Source organism: Streptomyces sp. NPDC103540 (assembly GCF_055584445.1).
This window is the reverse complement of sequence record NZ_JBVJMA010000001.1, coordinates 467,856-483,582: the sequence shown is the minus strand read 5'-3', so window position 1 is coordinate 483,582 and position 15,727 is coordinate 467,856. Positions and strand designations below refer to the sequence as shown.

General features: G+C 74.0%; 14 protein-coding genes. 8 read left to right on the top strand and 6 right to left on the bottom strand.

The features are described from left to right. Window positions 1-203 precede the first annotated feature (203 nt). The 5 genes from ACZ6ZI_RS02145 (at window position 204) to ACZ6ZI_RS02125 (ending at window position 4,835) form a co-directional block, all read left to right on the top strand. The gene (locus ACZ6ZI_RS02145) at window positions 204-1,535 is read left to right on the top strand and encodes a glycosyltransferase family 4 protein (RefSeq protein WP_469514615.1); all 1,332 of its coding nucleotides are present in this window, start codon (window positions 204-206) and stop codon (window positions 1,533-1,535) included. 133 nt (window positions 1,536-1,668) lie between these two features. Then, window positions 1,669-2,403, top strand: coding sequence for a class I SAM-dependent methyltransferase (locus ACZ6ZI_RS02140; RefSeq protein WP_363061634.1), 735 nt, complete (start codon window positions 1,669-1,671; stop codon window positions 2,401-2,403). Further along, the gene (locus ACZ6ZI_RS02135; protein ID WP_469514611.1) at window positions 2,400-3,491 is read left to right on the top strand and encodes a prenyltransferase/squalene oxidase repeat-containing protein; all 1,092 of its coding nucleotides are present in this window, start codon (window positions 2,400-2,402) and stop codon (window positions 3,489-3,491) included. Before ACZ6ZI_RS02140 ends, ACZ6ZI_RS02135 begins: the two co-directional genes overlap by 4 nt. Window positions 3,492-3,708: 217 nt before the next feature. Beyond that, entirely contained in the window at window positions 3,709-4,371 is a 663-nt protein-coding gene (locus tag ACZ6ZI_RS02130) for a hypothetical protein (RefSeq protein ID WP_363061638.1), read from the top strand. A 26-nt stretch (window positions 4,372-4,397) separates the two neighbouring features. Continuing rightward, window positions 4,398-4,835: a hypothetical protein gene (locus ACZ6ZI_RS02125; protein ID WP_469514609.1), complete on the top strand. Its 438-nt coding sequence runs from the start codon at window positions 4,398-4,400 to the stop codon at window positions 4,833-4,835. Here the strand turns inward: ACZ6ZI_RS02125 and ACZ6ZI_RS02120 are convergent. The 5 genes from ACZ6ZI_RS02120 to ACZ6ZI_RS02100 all read right to left on the bottom strand — a co-directional run bounded on the left by ACZ6ZI_RS02120 (window position 4,832) and on the right by ACZ6ZI_RS02100 (window position 9,261). Then, window positions 4,832-5,842, bottom strand: a complete 1,011-nt coding sequence (locus tag ACZ6ZI_RS02120; RefSeq protein ID WP_469514607.1) for an LLM class F420-dependent oxidoreductase — start codon at window positions 5,840-5,842, stop codon at window positions 4,832-4,834. The two genes, ACZ6ZI_RS02125 and ACZ6ZI_RS02120, sit on opposite strands and share 4 nt — an antisense overlap. A 166-nt stretch (window positions 5,843-6,008) precedes the next feature. Continuing rightward, the gene (locus tag ACZ6ZI_RS02115; protein WP_469514604.1) at window positions 6,009-6,809 is read right to left on the bottom strand and encodes a DUF5336 domain-containing protein; all 801 of its coding nucleotides are present in this window, start codon (window positions 6,807-6,809) and stop codon (window positions 6,009-6,011) included. A gap of 149 nt (window positions 6,810-6,958) precedes the next feature. Next, window positions 6,959-7,975: an N-acetylmuramoyl-L-alanine amidase gene (locus tag ACZ6ZI_RS02110; RefSeq protein ID WP_469514601.1), complete on the bottom strand. Its 1,017-nt coding sequence runs from the start codon at window positions 7,973-7,975 to the stop codon at window positions 6,959-6,961. A 141-nt stretch (window positions 7,976-8,116) separates the two neighbouring features. Continuing rightward, complete coding sequence (locus ACZ6ZI_RS02105; RefSeq protein ID WP_469515798.1) at window positions 8,117-8,767, bottom strand: class I SAM-dependent methyltransferase; 651 nt, start codon at window positions 8,765-8,767, stop codon at window positions 8,117-8,119. An 89-nt stretch (window positions 8,768-8,856) separates the two neighbouring features. Next, window positions 8,857-9,261, bottom strand: a complete 405-nt coding sequence (locus ACZ6ZI_RS02100; protein ID WP_469514599.1) for a hypothetical protein — start codon at window positions 9,259-9,261, stop codon at window positions 8,857-8,859. Window positions 9,262-9,415: 154 nt separating this feature from the next. Between ACZ6ZI_RS02100 and ACZ6ZI_RS02095 the strand changes: the two genes are divergently transcribed. Together ACZ6ZI_RS02095 and ACZ6ZI_RS02090 are read left to right on the top strand one after the other, a co-directional pair. Beyond that, the gene (locus ACZ6ZI_RS02095) at window positions 9,416-11,548 is read left to right on the top strand and encodes an acyl-CoA dehydrogenase (protein ID WP_469514597.1); all 2,133 of its coding nucleotides are present in this window, start codon (window positions 9,416-9,418) and stop codon (window positions 11,546-11,548) included. Window positions 11,549-11,560: 12 nt separating this feature from the next. Further along, a complete protein-coding gene (locus ACZ6ZI_RS02090; RefSeq protein WP_469514594.1) occupies window positions 11,561-12,748 on the top strand; it encodes a lipid-transfer protein in 1,188 nt (395 codons plus the stop codon). A 98-nt stretch (window positions 12,749-12,846) separates the two neighbouring features. On the opposite strand, the gene ACZ6ZI_RS02085 is transcribed toward ACZ6ZI_RS02090, so the two are convergent. After that, window positions 12,847-14,208 (bottom strand): amidohydrolase family protein, encoded by a 1,362-nt coding sequence (locus ACZ6ZI_RS02085; protein WP_469514591.1) that lies wholly within the window; start codon window positions 14,206-14,208, stop codon window positions 12,847-12,849. A 267-nt stretch (window positions 14,209-14,475) separates the two neighbouring features. Between ACZ6ZI_RS02085 and ACZ6ZI_RS02080 the strand changes: the two genes are divergently transcribed. Beyond that, the gene (locus ACZ6ZI_RS02080) at window positions 14,476-15,717 is read left to right on the top strand and encodes a cytochrome P450 family protein (protein ID WP_469515793.1); all 1,242 of its coding nucleotides are present in this window, start codon (window positions 14,476-14,478) and stop codon (window positions 15,715-15,717) included. The last annotated feature ends 10 nt before the right edge of the window (window positions 15,718-15,727 follow it).

The following is a 15,727-nucleotide window of genomic DNA, read 5'->3' as shown; positions in this document are numbered from 1 at the left end:
TCGTTGCGGCGGCTGATTCCGGGATGGTTCGGAGGTCAGCATGTCAGGCGTGCGAGCCGTGGCGCGAATCACCTGCTCCGCCTCTTACGGTGTGGTTTCCGGCCGGTAGATTCAATGGTCTTCGACGGATCAAGTCTGAAACTTGTTCTACATTATCCGAGCGGTTACGCTCCGGCGAAAGTGCAGGGAGAAGGGGGCCGAGAGTGACCGCTGAGGCCATGGTGACGAGCCCTTTCGAGGGATCCGCCACCGACGGCGACCGCCCGTTGCGCATCGCACTCCTCACCTATAAGGGGAACCCGTTCTGCGGCGGTCAGGGCGTCTACGTCCGCCACCTCTCGCGCGAGCTCGTGAAGCTGGGCCACTCCGTCGAGGTGATCGGCGCGCAGCCCTACCCGGTCCTCGACACCGGCGCCACGCTCACCGAACTGCCGAGCCTGGACCTGTACCGCAGCCCCGACCCGTTCCGCACGCCCAAGCGCGACGAGTACCGGGACTGGATCGACGCCCTGGAAGTCGCGACGATGTGGACCGGCGGCTTCCCCGAGCCGCTGACGTTCTCGCTGCGCGCCCGCCGCCACCTGCGCGCCCGCGCGGGCGAGTTCGACGTCATCCACGACAACCAGACCCTCGGCTACGGCCTGTTGGCCGACCTCGGCGCCCCCCTGGTGACGACCGTCCACCACCCGATCACCGTGGACCGCAGGCTCGACCTCGCGGCCGCCAAGGACCGCAAGAAGCGCGCCTCCGTACGCCGTTGGTACGCCTTCACCCGCATGCAGGGCCGCGTCGCCCGACGCCTGGACTCCGTGCTGACCGTCTCCGGATCCTCCCGGCAGGAGATCGCCGAACACCTCGGCGTCCCCGACCGGCGCATCCACGTCGTGCACATCGGCGCCGACACCGACCTGTGGTCGCCCGACGCCTCCGTCGCCGAGGTCCCCGGGCGGATCGTGACGACCTCCAGCGCCGACGTGCCGCTCAAGGGCCTGGTGCACCTCGTCGAGGCCCTCGCGAAGCTGCGCACCGAACGCCCCGACGCCCACCTCGTCGTCGTCGGCAAACGCGCCGAGAGCGGACCGGTCGCCCGCGCGATCGAGAAGTACGACCTCCAGGACGCGGTCCGCTTCGTCAAGGGCATCACCGACGCCGAACTGGTCGACCTCGTGCGCGGCGCCCAGGTCGCCTGCGTGCCCTCCCTCTACGAGGGCTTCTCGCTCCCGGCCGCCGAGGCCATGGCCACCGGCACCCCGCTGGTCGCCACCACCGGCGGGGCCATCCCCGAGGTGACCGGACCCGACGGAGAGACCTGCCTGGCCGTGCCGCCCGGCGACGCGGGGGCCCTGGCCGGGGCCCTGGGCCGACTGCTCGGGGACGCCGCCCTGCGCGCCCGCCTCGGGGAGGCCGGTCGCGAACGCGTCCTGGCCCGCTTCACCTGGGCCAAGGCCGCCGAAGGCACCGTCCGGCACTACCGCGCCGCCATCGAGCGGCAGCGGGCCTCGGACGCCGGGCGCGACCGCCGATCCACCCGGTGACCTTCGCGGTGACCACGTCGGCGCCCTCGCGTCCCGACCGTCCCCTCCGTCCCGCCCGCCTCTCCAGCCCCTCCCGTCATTCCCGCACCATCCGCATCACCCTTCACCCCCGCGACAGCGAAGGCAGGCCCCCGTGCTGACCGTCGATTTCTCCAGGTTCCCGCTCGCCGCAGGCGACCGCGTGCTCGATCTGGGCTGCGGCGCAGGCCGGCACGCCTTCGAGTGCTACCGGCGCGGCGCCCAGGTGGTCGCCGTGGACCGCAACGGCGAGGAGATCCGCGAGGTCGCCAAGTGGTTCGCCGCCATGAAGGAGGCGGGCGAGGCGCCCGCCGGCGCCACCGCGACGGCCATGGAGGGCGACGCCCTCGCGCTGCCCTTCCCCGACGACTCCTTCGACGTCGTCATCATCTCCGAGGTGATGGAGCACATCCCCGACGACAAGGGCGTGCTCGCCGAGATGGTCCGCGTCCTCAAGCCCGGCGGCCGCATCGCGATCACCGTCCCGCGCTACGGCCCGGAGAAGATCTGCTGGACCCTCTCCGACGCCTACCACGAGGTCGAGGGCGGCCACATCCGCATCTACAAGGCCGACGAACTGCTCGGCAAGATGGAGGCCGCCGGCCTCAAGCCGTACGGCACCCACCACGCGCACGGACTGCACTCCCCGTACTGGTGGCTCAAGTGCGCCTTCGGCGTCGACAACGACCAGGCCCTGCCCGTGAAGGCGTACCACAAGCTCCTGGTCTGGGACATCATGAAGAAGCCCCTGGTCACCCGCCTCGCCGAGCAGGCCCTCAACCCCGTCATCGGCAAGAGCTTCGTGGCCTACGCGACCAAGCCGCACCTCCCCGTCGGCGCGGCCCAGTGAGCTCGCCGGGGCGCACCGCACCCGAACACCTCGTCCTGGAAGGCGTCCTGACCGCCGAACAGGCCGCCCTGACCGTCGCCGGGATCCTCGACGTCCAGCGGTCCGACGGGGCCATCCCCTGGTTCCGCGGCCACCACCTGGACCCGTGGGACCACACCGAGGCCGCCATGGCCCTCGACGCCGCCGGCGAACACGAGGCGGCCGAGCGCGCCTACGACTGGCTGGCCCGCCACCAGAACCGGGACGGCTCCTGGTACGCGGCCTACGCCGACCGGCCCGAGGGCGTCGACACCGACACCCCGCAGGACGCGAGCCGCGAGTCGAACTTCGTCGCGTACATAGCCGTCGGCGTCTGGCACCACTACCTGGCCACCGGCGACGACCCCTTCCTGGACCGGATGTGGCCGGCGGTCGTGGCCGCCGTCGAGTTCGTCCTCGCGCTCCAGCAGCCGGGCGGCGAGATCGGCTGGAAGCGGGAGGCGGACGGCACGCCCGTCACGGACGCCCTGCTGACCGGCTCCTCCTCCATCCACCAGGCGCTGCGCTGCGCCCTGGCCATCGCCGAACACCGCGGCGAGCCCCAGCCGGACTGGGAACTGGCGACGGGCGCGCTGGCGCACGCCATCCGCCGGCATCCCGAACGGTTCCTGGACAAGTCCCGCTACTCCATGGACTGGTACTACCCGGTGCTGGCCGGCGCGCTGACCGGACCCGAGGCGCGGGAGCGCATCGCCGGGCGGTGGGAGGAGTTCGTCGTCGCCGACCTCGGCGTGCGGTGCGTGCTGCCGAACCCGTGGGTGACGGGCGGGGAGTCCTGCGAACTGGCCCTCGCGCTGTGGGCGACGGGGGAGTCGGACCGGGCACTGGACATCCTCCGGTCGATCGGGCACCTGCGCGCCGACAACGGCATGTACTGGACGGGCTACGTCTTCGAGGACCGGGCGGTGTGGCCCGTGGAACAGACGACCTGGACGGCGGGTTCCCTGCTGCTGGCCGTGGCGGCCCTCGGCGGGGACGAGGCCACGGGCCAGGTCTTCGGCGGCCTCGAACTGCCGACGGGCCTGGAGCCGGGCTGCTGCCGGCCCTGAACGGGTCCGGGCGGCGTTGACGCGACCGCCCCGACCGGGGCCGCCCCGCGCGGCCCCGGCGGCCCGGGCCGGTCAGGGGCCCGGGGCGCCGGGGCGTACGGGGCGTCCCGCACGCCGCGCCGCCCGCACGCCGCGCCGCCCGAACGGCCGCGCCCGGTGGCGGGCCCGGTGCGGCGGGGCGAGGCTGCGGGGGACGCCCCCGTCCCCGGAGGAAACCGTGTCCACACCCAGAACCTCCCGACTGCGCCGCGCCCTGACGGCCCTTCTCGTGTCCACGGCGCTGCTCGCCGGCGCCACCGCCTGCGGCAGCGACGCGGCCTCCGGCGGCGGCGGTACGACCGCCGCGGCCCGCGGCGAGGAGATCTCCTCGGCCTCGGTCGCGGAGCTGGCCGCGCTCGCGGCGGCCGAGCCCGCCGCCGCCGAGGAGGACGCCGTCGCCGCGGCCACCCCCTCGCCCAGTACGAGCGCCGAACGGCAGAAGTTCGCCAAGACGCGCTTCGTCGCCAACGCCGGACTCGCGGCCGGGGCGACGTACCAGTGGATCGTCAAGCCCTACCGCGAGGGCAAGTTCAAGAAGGGCGCGAGCGGGCGCACGTTCGCGCTCATCAAGGCCGGTCTCGCGGGTGCCTTCGCCTACAACCGGCTGAAGGCCGCCACCGAGAACGCCAAGGGCGACCCGCTGCTGTCGAAGGCCGTGGCGCCGCTGACGGCGGGCATCGAGTCCCTCAAGGGGCTGGCGACCAAGCTCCGCAAGGGGCAGGCGGGCGACGCCGACATCGACGCCTTCAACAACGTCATCAACGGGGTGAAGGAGGCGGGCAAGAACGCCGGCGCCGCCGTCACCGACAAGGTCCCGAGCCTGTCCCAGCTGGGCGGGTAGCCCGGCGGGCTGTTTGAATGACCGGCGTGATCGAGTTCCTGTGCCTGGCCGCCCTCGCCGCCGCCGCCGGCCTGCTGGTGCGCCGCAAGCAGCGTCAGAGGGTGGCCGCCGGACCACCGGCCGGGATCCCCGGCATGGCCCGGCTGCCCGCGGGCGAGGGCCGCTGGCGCGCCGGTACCTTCCACGGCGACCAGGGCGCCCCCGGAGACGGGGGCGCCCTCGCGCGGTGGGAGCCCCGGCGCGGCCCCGCCGTCCCCCTGGCCGGGGCCCGCGCCACCGGCGTACGGGTGCCCACCGTCCGGGAGGGCGTCAGCATCAACCCGGGCTCGCGGATCGTGGCCTGCGTCCTCGAAGGCGGTGACACGATGGAGATCGCCGTGATGCCGCTGGACGTCTCCGGGCTCCTGGAGGTCGTCCCCCGGTCCGACCCGGAGCCTCCGGCGGTTCCGGAAGGGACGGCCTAGGAGTTCAGTTCGGCCAGCACCCGCAGGGTGTGCGGGTCCGGGGCCGTGACGAGCAGGTCCGTGACGGGGCCCTTGCGCCACAGCTCCAGCCGTTCCGCGATCCGTTCGCGCGGTCCGACCAGGGAGATCTCGTCGGCGAAGGCGTCCGGGACGGCGAGGACCGCCTCCTCCTTGCGGCCGGCGAGGAACAGTTCCCGGATCCGCCGGGCCTCCTCCTCCCAGCCCATGCGCCCCATCAGGTCGGCGTGGAAGTTGCGGGCCGCGTGCCCCATGCCGCCGATGTAGAAGCCGAGCATCGCCTTGACCGGGAGCAGTCCCTCGGCGACGTCGTCGCAGACCCTGGCCCGTGCCATCGGGGCGATCACGAACCCCTCGGGGAGGTCGTTCAGCGAGGCCAGGTAGACGTCCGTGCGGGTGGGTGACCAGTACAGCGGCAGCCAGCCGTCCGCGATCCGGGTGGTCTGCGCGATGTTCTTCGGGCCCTCCGCGCCGAGGAGGACGGGCAGGTCCGCGCGCAGCGGGTGGGTGATGGGCTTGAGGGCCTTGCCGATGCCGGTTCCGTCGGCGCCGCGGTACGGGTGCTGGTGGAAGCGGCCGTCCAGGGCGACGGGGGCCTCGCGGCGCAGCACCTGGCGGATGACGTCGACGTACTCGCGGGTGGCGGTGAGCGGGCTCGCGGGGAAGGGGCGCCCGTACCAGCCCTCGACCACCTGGGGTCCCGACAGGCCCAGGCCCAGCGTCATCCGGCCGCCGGAGAGGTGGTCCAGGGTGAGGGCGTGCATGGCGGTGGCGGTGGGGGTGCGGGCGGCCATCTGCGCGATGGCGGTGCCCAGGCGGATCCGGGAGGTGTGGGCGGCGATCCAGGTGAGCGGGGTGAAGGCGTCGGAGCCCCAGGCCTCGGCGGTCCACACCGAGTCGTAGCCGAGCCGTTCGGCCTCGGTGGCGAGGTCGAGGTGGGTCCGGGCGGGGCCGCGTCCCCAGTAGCCGAGTGCGAGTCCGAGCCTCATGGAAGTCCCCCAGCGGTAGCAGCGGTGTCCGGCGCGAGCGGGATCCGACACCCGGGACACGGGATACGGTACCTGACGGATCGTCAGGTGATGCGTCAGGAGACTGTAGGGCAACGGCCCCCCGCCCGGAAGGGCGGGGGGCCGTCGGTGGGGCCGGGGCGCGGGTTCAGCCGCGCTGGATGCCCGAGGTGTCGTTCAGGACGCCGCGCCGGCCGTCCTGGGTCTGCGCGATCAGCGTGGACGGGCCGCGCTGGTCGACGGCCAGGTACCAGGTGCCGGGGGCCAGCTCCGCGATCGGGGTGGGGGAGCCGTCCTCGCCGAAGAGGGGGCGGGCCACCGGGACGGCGAACCAGAACGGCGCGAAGTCCGCCGGAGCGGGCGCCGGGGTGTCCTGCGGGCCGGGGGCGGGGGTGCCGCCGTAGGGCGGGACCGGCTGCGGGGTGGAGCCGTAGCCCGGCTGCTGCTGGGCGCCGGGGTAGCCGTACCCGCTGCCGGGCTGCTGCTGCTGGCCGCCGTAGGGCGGGACGGCGGCGGGCCGCGACTCGGGGACGAGCGGGCCGGCGAGCGCCGGGATCTTCGATCCGGCGATCGCCACGCCGGCGAGGGCCAGCGTGGACAGGAAGGCGATGATCGAACCGGCGCCCAGGTCGGCCTTGGCGGGGCTGGTGATCAGCGACCACAGGGAGGACCAGGCCGCCGAGACGGCCAGTACGGTCCCCCACGCCGCGAGCGGCAGGCCGGCGAGCTTGCGGCCCTCGGGCAGGAAGCGGCCGGCCAGCAGCAGGCCCGCCGCGATGAACCCGATCAGGAAGATGGTGGGCAGGGCCAGGCCGTAGACGTCGGTGTCCCACACGCTCGGGAGGTCCAGGCCGGTGGCTGAGTAGTAATCGAGGAACGAGGCGATGAACAGCAGCACCGCTGCTCCGATCACCACGCCGTCGCCTCGAGTGAGGGAGCGGATGTTCACGTCTCAGGTGTCCTTCTCGGTCTCGGTCGTCTCGTGGTGCCGCGGTCGCAGACCAGGGCTGGAGCGTGGCGGGCCACCATGGTACGGAGGTTTCCCGCGGCCGAGAGGACCGGGGCGGCGGGCCGCCCCGGCGCGATGCCCCCGGGGGGCTACCCGCCCAGGAATCCGACGATGCCGTCGGCGATGCCCTGCGCGGCCTTCTGGCGCCACTCCGGACTCGTCAGCCGTTCCGCGTCCTTGGCGTCACGCATGTTGCCGCATTCGACGAACACCTTGGGCCGAGTCGACAGATTGAGGCCTCCCAGATCGTCACGGACGACCAAACCCGTGCCCGAACCGAGGTAGTTGGCCGGTCCCGATCCGGTCGTGCGCGCGAAGTTCGCGCCGATCTTCTCGCCGAGCTCCCGGGAGGGGGCCACGATCGCGGCGGTGTCCGCGGCGCCGCCCTTGACCCGGGCGGGCAGGATGACGTGGTAGCCGCGGTTGCCCGCGGAGGTGCCGTCGGCGTGGACGGACACGACGGCGTCGGCGACCGCGGCGTTGCCGATCCGGGCCCGTTCGTCGATGCAGGGGCCGAAGGCGCGCTCGCCCTCGTGGGTGAGGACCACCTTGACGCCCCGCGCCTCCAGGATCGCCTTCATCCGGCGCGAGACGTCCAGGGAGAACTCCGCCTCCTTGTACCCGGAGGCGGTGGTGGTGCCCGTGGTGTCGCATTCCTTGCGGGTGGTGCCGATGTCGACCTTGCGGTTGATCTCGGTGGTGTGCTGGAAGTTGTTGGTGTTGTGCCCGGGGTCGATGACCACGGTCCGGCCGGCCAGGGGGCCCTTGGCCGGGGCCGGTGCGCCCGCCGGACCCGACGGTGCGGCGGGGGAACCCGTCGCGGTCGTCGCGGTCGTCGTGGGCGAGGCGGAGCCCGGGGCGCCCGTCCGGGCCTTCGCGTCGGCGCCCGGGGAGCTCGCGTGCGAGGCCGTCACCGGCAGGGTCCGCGGCTGTCCCGGGCCGGAGCCCGACCCGGAGAGCGTCTGGCTCACCATCCAGCCCGCCAGACAGGTGGGGGCGAGGGCCGCCGCGGCCACCACGAGGGTGGAGCGGCGCGCGTACCAGGGCCGGTCCGGGCTGATCGAGGAGGCGGACTCGGGCTGCGGGGAGCTGTCGTCGTAGCGCACCTCGCGATGCTAGAACGGCCCCCCGACGCCCGTCCGGACCCTGGGCCGTTCGAGGGCGTGGTGTGACTGTCGGCTTGTATGACGCCCGTCCGGGTGGCGGCCCGGCGGCCCGCCCCGGCGGCGTCCGCGCGCGGACGCCGCTCAGATGCCGGAGCCCGTACGCCGCAGGACGCGCAGCGAATCGGTCACCGAGGTCTCCTCGAACGCGCCGGAGGCCAGGGCGCGCAGGTAGATCCGGTACGGGGCCTGTCCGCCGTCGGCCGGGTCGGGGAACACGTCGTGGATCACCAGGGTCCCGCCCACCGCGAGGTGCGGCGCCCAACCCTCGTAGTCGCCGTTCGCGTGCTCGTCGGTGTGGCCCCCGTCGATGAAGACGAAGCCGAGCGGGCCGCCCCAGACCGCGGCCACCTGCGGGGAGCGACCCACCAGGGCGACGACGTGCTCCTCCAGGCCGGCCCGGTGCAGGGTCCGGCGGAAGGTCGGCAGGGTGTCCATCAGTCCGACCTCCGGGTCCACCACGGTCGGGTCGTGGTACTCCCAACCCGGCTGCTGCTCCTCGCTGCCCCGGTGGTGGTCGACGGTCAGGGCGGCCACGCCGGCCTCGCGGGCGGCGTCGGCCAGCAGGATCGTGGAGCGCCCGCAGTACGTGCCGACCTCCAGCAGGGGCAGGCCGAGCGCGCCGGCCTCGGCGGCGGCGGCGTACAGGGCGAGGCCCTCCCGTACGGGCATGAACCCCTTGGCCGCCTCGAAGGCGCTGAGGGTCTCCGGCTTGGGGGTGGCGGTGGCGGCCATGGTGCCTCCGGGTGCGTCGTGGGCGGTGCGGCGCCCCATGCTGCCCTACCCATCGGTAGCCGTCCACGGCGGGGCGGCCCGCGGGCGGCTCAGGGGCGGTAGCGTCGCGGGGCGCTCGTACCGCAGGCCAGGCACACCCACCAGTCCCGCACGAAGCCGTCGGTGTCCGGGCGGGGCGCGGTGACGACCTCGCACTCCTCCTCCCCGCAGAACGGGCAGCCGCCTCCCGCGGCGTCCGGGCGCCGCATCGCCACCATCGCGCCGTCGCCCGGCCGCAGATGGCCCACCCCGCCGCAGGCGGGGCACGTCCACCACCGCTCCGGCCTCGGCGCGGGCGGGGCCCCACCCCACCGGTTGCGGGTGCGGTGGACCGGCCGCTCGCGCACCCCGTGCCCGCAGTCTGGGCAGGAGAGCCCCTCCACGGCCTCCGCGTTCTCGGTGGTCTCGGTGTTTTCTGCGCTTTCTGCGGTTTCCGCGTTCTCCGTGTTCCGCACGGTGGTCACCCCCTCGTCCCGTCGGGGTCCGGGAACCCCGGCGCAGCCCATCGCACGCGGGCGCGCGGCGCAAGTGTCCAGCCGGATCGGCCGGGAGGAGAAACACCCCGAACTGACCTTCCGTCAGATTGGAACGTGTTCTAGTCTGCCGCGCATGGGCATCGGAATCACGCAAGAGCAGCGGGAGTTGGCCGAGGCCGTGCGCGGCTGGGTGGCGCGCACGGTGCCGCCCGAGGAGGTGCGCGGGCTCCTCGACGGCCCGCCCCGCGACGGCGTCCGGCCCGCCTGGTGGGACGCGTTGGCGGCGGCCGGGCTGCTGGAGCCCCACCTGGAGGGCGGGACGCTGCTGGACCTGGCCGTCGTGGTGGAGGAGGCCGCCCGGGGGGCGCTGCCCGGACCGTTCCTGCCGAGCGCGCTGGCCTCCGTACTCCTGGACCGGGCGGGGGCCGAGCCCCTCGACGGGCGGATCGGCGCCGTCGCGCTGGATCCCGGAACCCTCACCGCCACCACCGCCCCGCACGGCGGACACGTCCTCGACGGGCTCGCGCCCCCCGTCCTCGGCGCCGGCGAGGCGGAACTCCTCCTGCTCGCCGCCGGGACCGCCCGCGGCACCCGCTGGTTCGCGGTCGACGCCGCCGCGCTGGAGGTCCGCACCCACGAGAGCGCCGACCCGACCCGACCCACCGCCGAGGTGCGGGCGCGCGCGGTCACCGTCGGCGGCGACCGCGTGCTGGAGCTGGACGAGGCCCTCGTCCGGGACCTCGCCTGCGTCCTGTTCGCCGCCGACGCCTGCGGCACCGCCGCCTGGGCGGTGCGCACGGCCGCCGAGTACGCGAAAACACGTGAACAGTTCGGTCGACCGATCGGGCGCTTCCAGGGCGTCAAGCACCTGTGCGCCGACATGCTGGTCCGCCTGGAACAGGCCCGCGCGCTGGCCTGGGACGCCGCCGGCAGCGCCCACGAGAGCCCCGAGACCCGCTCCCTGGTCGCCGCCCTCGCCGCGGGCACCGCCCTCGACGCCGCCTGGTCCTGCGCCAAGGACTGCATCCAGATCCTCGGCGGCATCGGCTTCACCTGGGAGCACGACGCCCACATCCACCTGCGCCGCGCCCTCGTCGCCCGACAGCTCCTGGGCCCCGGCGACGAGCACCGCGTGCGCGCCGTACGCCTCGCCGCCGCCGGAGCCCGCCGCGCACTGCGCCTCGAACTGCCCGAGGCCGCCGAGGTCCACCGGGAGGGCGCCCGCGCCGCCGCGCACGCCGCCCGCGGCCTCGACCCGGCCGCCGCCCGCAAGGCACTCGCCCCCACCGGCTACGCCGCCCCCCACCTCCCGCCCCCCTACGGGCGCGGCGCCGGCCCCCTCGAACAGCTCGTCGTGCAAAGGGAGATGGAGGCGGCCGGCGTCAGGATCTCCGAACTCGGCATCGCCACCTGGATCCTTCCCTCGCTCATCGCCTACGGCACCGACGCCCAGCGCGAGGCCTGGGTCCTGCCCACGCTGCGCGGGGACGCCACCTGGTGCCAGCTCTTCTCCGAGCCGGGCGCCGGCTCCGACCTGGCCTCCCTGCGCACCCGCGCGGAACGGACCGAGGACGGCTCCTGGAAGGTCAACGGACAGAAGGTGTGGACGAGTTCGGCCCACACCGCCGACTTCGGGATCCTCCTCGCCCGCACCGACCCGAGCGCGCCCAAGCACAAGGGCCTCGGCTACTTCGTGGTCGACATGCGCCACACCCCCGGCATCGACGTCCGCCCCCTCAAGGAGATCACCGGCGAGGCCCTCTTCAACGAGGTGTTCCTCGACGACGTCCTCCTGCCCGCCGACGCCCTCGTCGGCGCCCCCGACGGCGGCTGGCGGGTCGCCCGCAACACCCTCGGCAACGAGCGGGTCCACATGGCCGACCAGATGACCTTCGACACCGGGCTGGAGGCCCTCCTCGCCCGCTCCGCCGACCTCGACGGCTCCCACCGCGCCCGGATCGGGGCACTGGCCGCCGAGGCCCACGCCCTGGCCTGCATCGGGCTGCGCACCACGCTCCAGCAGGTGTCCGGGCTGGAGCCCGGCGCGGGGGCCTCCGTACGCAAGCTCGTGCAGACCCCCCACCAGCAGCGGACCGCCGAACTCGCCCTCGAACTGCTGGGCCCGCGGGGCGCGGTGCGGGAGGGCGCGGGGGAGCGGGCGGTGCACGGCGTGCTCATGTCCCGCTGCCTGACCATCGCCGGGGGCACCACGCAGGTCCAGCTCAACGTCGTCGCCGAGCGGATGCTCGGCCTTCCCAGGGACTAGGAGCGGTCAGCCATGAAGTCGTACATCGTGGGCGTCGGCATGACGAGGTTCGAGAAGCCGGAATCCCGGGACTGGCAGTACTGGGACATGGTCAAGGAGGCGGGCACGGCCGCCCTCGCCGACGCGGGCGTGGACTACGGGCTCGTCGAGCAGGTGCCCGTGGGCCACTGCTTCCAGGCCTCCACCGCGGGCCAGCGGGCCGCGTACGAACTGGGCCTGACGGGCGTTCCCGTCTACAACGTCAACAACAACTGCGCGACGGGCTCCACCGCCCTGATGATGGCCCGGCAGTTCGTCGAGGGCGGGATCAGCGACTGCGTGCTCGCCCTCGGCTTCGAGAAGATGAAGCGCGGGGCGCTCGGGGGCGGCGCGGACGGCGGCGACTTCAAGACCTCCCCCGTCGCCCGCCACTACGGGATCATGGCCGCGGCCCACGGCTTCGAGATGTCCCCGCCCACCGCGCAGATCTTCGGCAACGCCGCCCGCGAGCACATGGAGCGGTACGGGACCACCCCGGCGCAGCTCGCGGCGGTCGGGGCCAAGAACCACCGGCACTCGGCGAACAACCCGAACGCGCAGTTCCAGGACGTGTACACGGTCGAGGAGGTCCTCGCGGCCAAGTCCATCCACGACCCGCTGACCAAACTCCAGTGCTCGCCCACCTCCGACGGGGCGGCCGCCGCCCTCGTCGTCTCCGAGCGGTTCCTCGTACGGCACGGGCTGTACGACAGGGCCGTCGAGATCGTCGCCCAGGCCATGACCACCGACACCGGGGAGAGCTTCGGCGGCTCCTGCATCGACGTCGTCGGCAAACCCATGACGGCCGCGGCGGCCCGCCGGGTCTACGAGCGCTCGGGACTCGGCATCGAGGACGTCGACGTCATCGAGCTGCACGACTGCTTCTCCGTCAACGAACTGCTGACCTACGAGGCCCTCGGCATGTGCGCCGACGGGGCCTCGGGCGCGCTCGTCGAGAGCGGGGCCACCACCTACGGCGGCCGCTGGGTGGTCAACCCCTCCGGCGGGCTCATCTCCAAGGGCCACCCGCTCGGCGCGACCGGCCTGGCCCAGGCGGCGGAACTGGTGTGGCAGCTGCGCGGCGAGGCCGGACCCCGGCAGGTGCCGGGTGCCGGGGTGGGCCTCGCCCACAACATCGGGCTGGGCGGCGCGGCCGTGGTCACGATGCTGCGCCGCGGCTGACGGGGCCACCCGCGCCCCCGCCGGAGCCGGAGGAGCCGGCGGGGGCGGCGGGGGCGGCGGGGGCGGCGGGGGCGCGGGCGGCGGGGCGGCGGGGTCGCTCAGGCGGTTCGGACGCGGGCGAGGCCCGGCATCAGGCGCAGGGCGTTGTCCCGGTTGACGCCGCGCCGCTGCTCCACCGTGAAGGCGGGGTCGGCGGCCAGGGCGGGCACCGCGAGGTCCGTGACGACGCCGGCCGGGCAGGCGGGCCAGTCGCTGCCGAACAGGATCCGGTCGGGGGATACCACCGCCATCAGCGTGCCCGCGGGGGAGAGCGGGCCGGCGGTGTCGTAGTAGAAGCGGCGCAGGTGGTCGCGTACGGCCGCCGGGTCGACCGGGGGGTCGAAGGCGTGGGCGAAGGCCTCCATCCGGGTCGCGATCTGCGGCAGGAACCCGCCGCCGTGGGGGAGGATCACGGACAGGTTCGGGAAGCGGTCCAGGGTCCGGGTACGGATCATGTTGGCGGCGGCCCGCGTCGTGTCCAGCAGGAAGTCGCAGAGGAAGTTCGGCACCCCGGGCACGGTGGCCCCGGGCCCCCCGAGAGCCCCGCCGAGCACGCCGGGTCCTCCGGGCCCTCCCGGCCCCCCGGGCCCGCCGGCTTCACCCGGCCTTCCCGGCCCTTCCGGGCCGCCGTGCCCGCCTGGTCCGCCGGGCCCTCCCGGTCCGCCCGGGGCCCCTCCCGGTCGACCCCCCGGTCCTCCGGGGCCGCCCGGTCCGCCCGGCCTGCCGGGCCCGCCGGTTGAGCCCGGCCCTCCTGACCCGGCGTGCGTCCCCGGGCCGCCCGGGGTCCCCGGGGCCCCTCCCGGCCGGCCGGCCGGGCCGCCCGGCGGGGGTGGGGCCGGGAGGTTGTGGGGGTGGGTGTCCACCACCGCCGACCGCTCGTCCAGTTCGGCGAAGATCCCGTCGTACGAGGGGTCCCCGAGGTAGACGCCGCCGTGGTTCGCCGTCACGTTCACCCCGACCGCGCCCAGCTCGTCCAACCCGTACCGCAGCGCCCACGAGGAGACCCCGGGGTCCTCCAGGAACAGCGGCGCGTGGAAGGCGAACCGCCCCGGATGCGCCTCGACCACCTCCGCGGCCGCCTCCAGGGTGACCCTGATCGCCTCCCGAAGCTGCGCCGGGTCCGCGTACCGCGCCGGCAGCATCGGCTTGAGCACGGCGGTGGCGATCCCCGCCCCGTCCATCACCGCCAGGGCGCTCGACGCGTCCCAGGACGCCCACGGGGGCAGCGCCCGCGGGTGGACCAACCCCTCCCGCTCGGCCCACGTCCGCCAGGCCGGGGCGCAGAAGTGGTGGTGGACGTCGATCACCGCCCCGCTGCCGTCGTCACCCCCGACCGCCCCGGCGACCCCGGCCGCTTCGACGGGGGAGGCCGGTCGGGCCGCCCCACCGGTGGTGACACCGCTCGCACCGTAATCCGGCATGCGCGCATTCCTTTTCGTCGGGCCGCCGTCGGAGATTTCCTTCGCGGAAAGGAGGGAATCCCCGCCACCCTAGGACGGCCGCCCGCCGCACCACCCGTCCGGGAATTCCCCCGAGGGAGCTTTCGCCTCCGAACGGGTCAATGCGGTTTCGTCCCTCTCCCGCCCCGGGAAAGGTGGCGACGGTTCGATTCCGCATGACCTGGAGGCGCGCACGTGACGACTGAACGGGCAGTGGCGGTGAGCGACGATCCCGCGCTCCGCGAGGCGATGGCGGCGGCGACGACGAGCCCACCCGAATTCCGTACGTGCCCCTATCCGGTCTACCGGACCCTGCGCGAGCAGGCCCCCGTGGTCCGCCTCACCCCCGGCCACGGCGTGGACACGTACCTCATCACGGGGTACGAGGAAGCCCACGCCGCCTTCGCCGATCCGCGGATCGGCAAGGACATGCACGAGGCCATCGACCTCTACCACGCCCTGTTCGGCGACGCGTGCGAGGCCCTCGACGACAACCTCCTCTTCGCGGACCCGCCCCGGCACACCCGGCTGCGCCAGATCGCCAAGAACGCCTTCACCCCGCGCCACGTCAAGGAGCTGCGCCCGCACATCCAGGAACTCGCCCAGGAGTTCCTGGACCGCTGCCCGACCGACGAGCCCGTCGACCTGATGAGCTCCTTCGCCCTGCCGCTGCCCGTCATGGTCATCTGCGAGCTGCTGGGCATCGTCGGTCAGGAACGCGTCGAGGTCCTGCAATGGTTCTCCGTCGTGACGCGGTCCCGTTTCAGCCGGGAACTGAAGGCCGATCTCGCCGAGGCCGAGCACTGGCTGTGGGATTACTTCAAGCGCCACATCGAGCTCACCCGTGAGCGGCCCACGGACGATTTCCTGAGCCTGCTCGTGGAATCGGAACACGAGGACGGCCCGCTCACCGACGAGGAACTCGTCTCGATGATGTGGGTGCTGCTCTTCGCGGGCCACAAGACGACCACCCTTCAGATCGGGAACTGCGTCTACAACCTGCTCACCCACCCGGAACAGCTCCGGGCGATCCAGGAGGACCGGGAACTCCTCCCGCAGGCCATCGAGGAACTCCTGCGGTTCGAGGGCTCCGTGGAGACCTCCACCTTCCGGTACGCGCTGGAGGACCTGGAGATCGGCGGGACCACCATCCCGAAGGGGGCGCTCGTGCAGATCGCGATCGCCGCCGCGAACCGGGACCCGGAGAAGTTCCCCGCCCCGGACACCCTGGACGTGACGCGCGAGCACCTCCAGAGCACCCACCTCGGATTCGGCTACGGCTCCCACTACTGCCTGGGCGCCCCACTGGCCCGCCTGGAGCTGGAGATCTGCCTGACGGCCCTGCTCGACCGCTTCCCGGACATGGTCCTGGCCCTGCCGTCGTCGGAGGAGGGGGACTGGCTCAAGGGCCCCTTCCCCGCCTTCCGGGGGCTGGAGAAGCTCCCGGTGGTGCTGGACCCGTCGCGGACCGTGGACGACTGGACGCTCTGACCGGGCCCGG

Excerpts from the sequence above, each read along its gene's own strand:
- ACZ6ZI_RS02120 (WP_469514607.1), bottom strand. The coding sequence starts at position 5,842 with ATGAGGCTCGGACTCGCACTCGGCTACTGGGGACGCGGCCCCGCCCGG.
- ACZ6ZI_RS02105 (WP_469515798.1), bottom strand. The coding sequence starts at position 8,767 with ATGGCCGCCACCGCCACCCCCAAGCCGGAGACCCTCAGCGCCTTCGAG.
- ACZ6ZI_RS02095 (WP_469514597.1), top strand. The coding sequence starts at position 9,416 with ATGGGCATCGGAATCACGCAAGAGCAGCGGGAGTTGGCCGAGGCCGTG.
- ACZ6ZI_RS02090 (WP_469514594.1), top strand. The coding sequence starts at position 11,561 with ATGAAGTCGTACATCGTGGGCGTCGGCATGACGAGGTTCGAGAAGCCG.
- ACZ6ZI_RS02085 (WP_469514591.1), bottom strand. The coding sequence starts at position 14,208 with ATGCCGGATTACGGTGCGAGCGGTGTCACCACCGGTGGGGCGGCCCGA.
- ACZ6ZI_RS02080 (WP_469515793.1), top strand. The coding sequence starts at position 14,476 with ATGGCGGCGGCGACGACGAGCCCACCCGAATTCCGTACGTGCCCCTAT.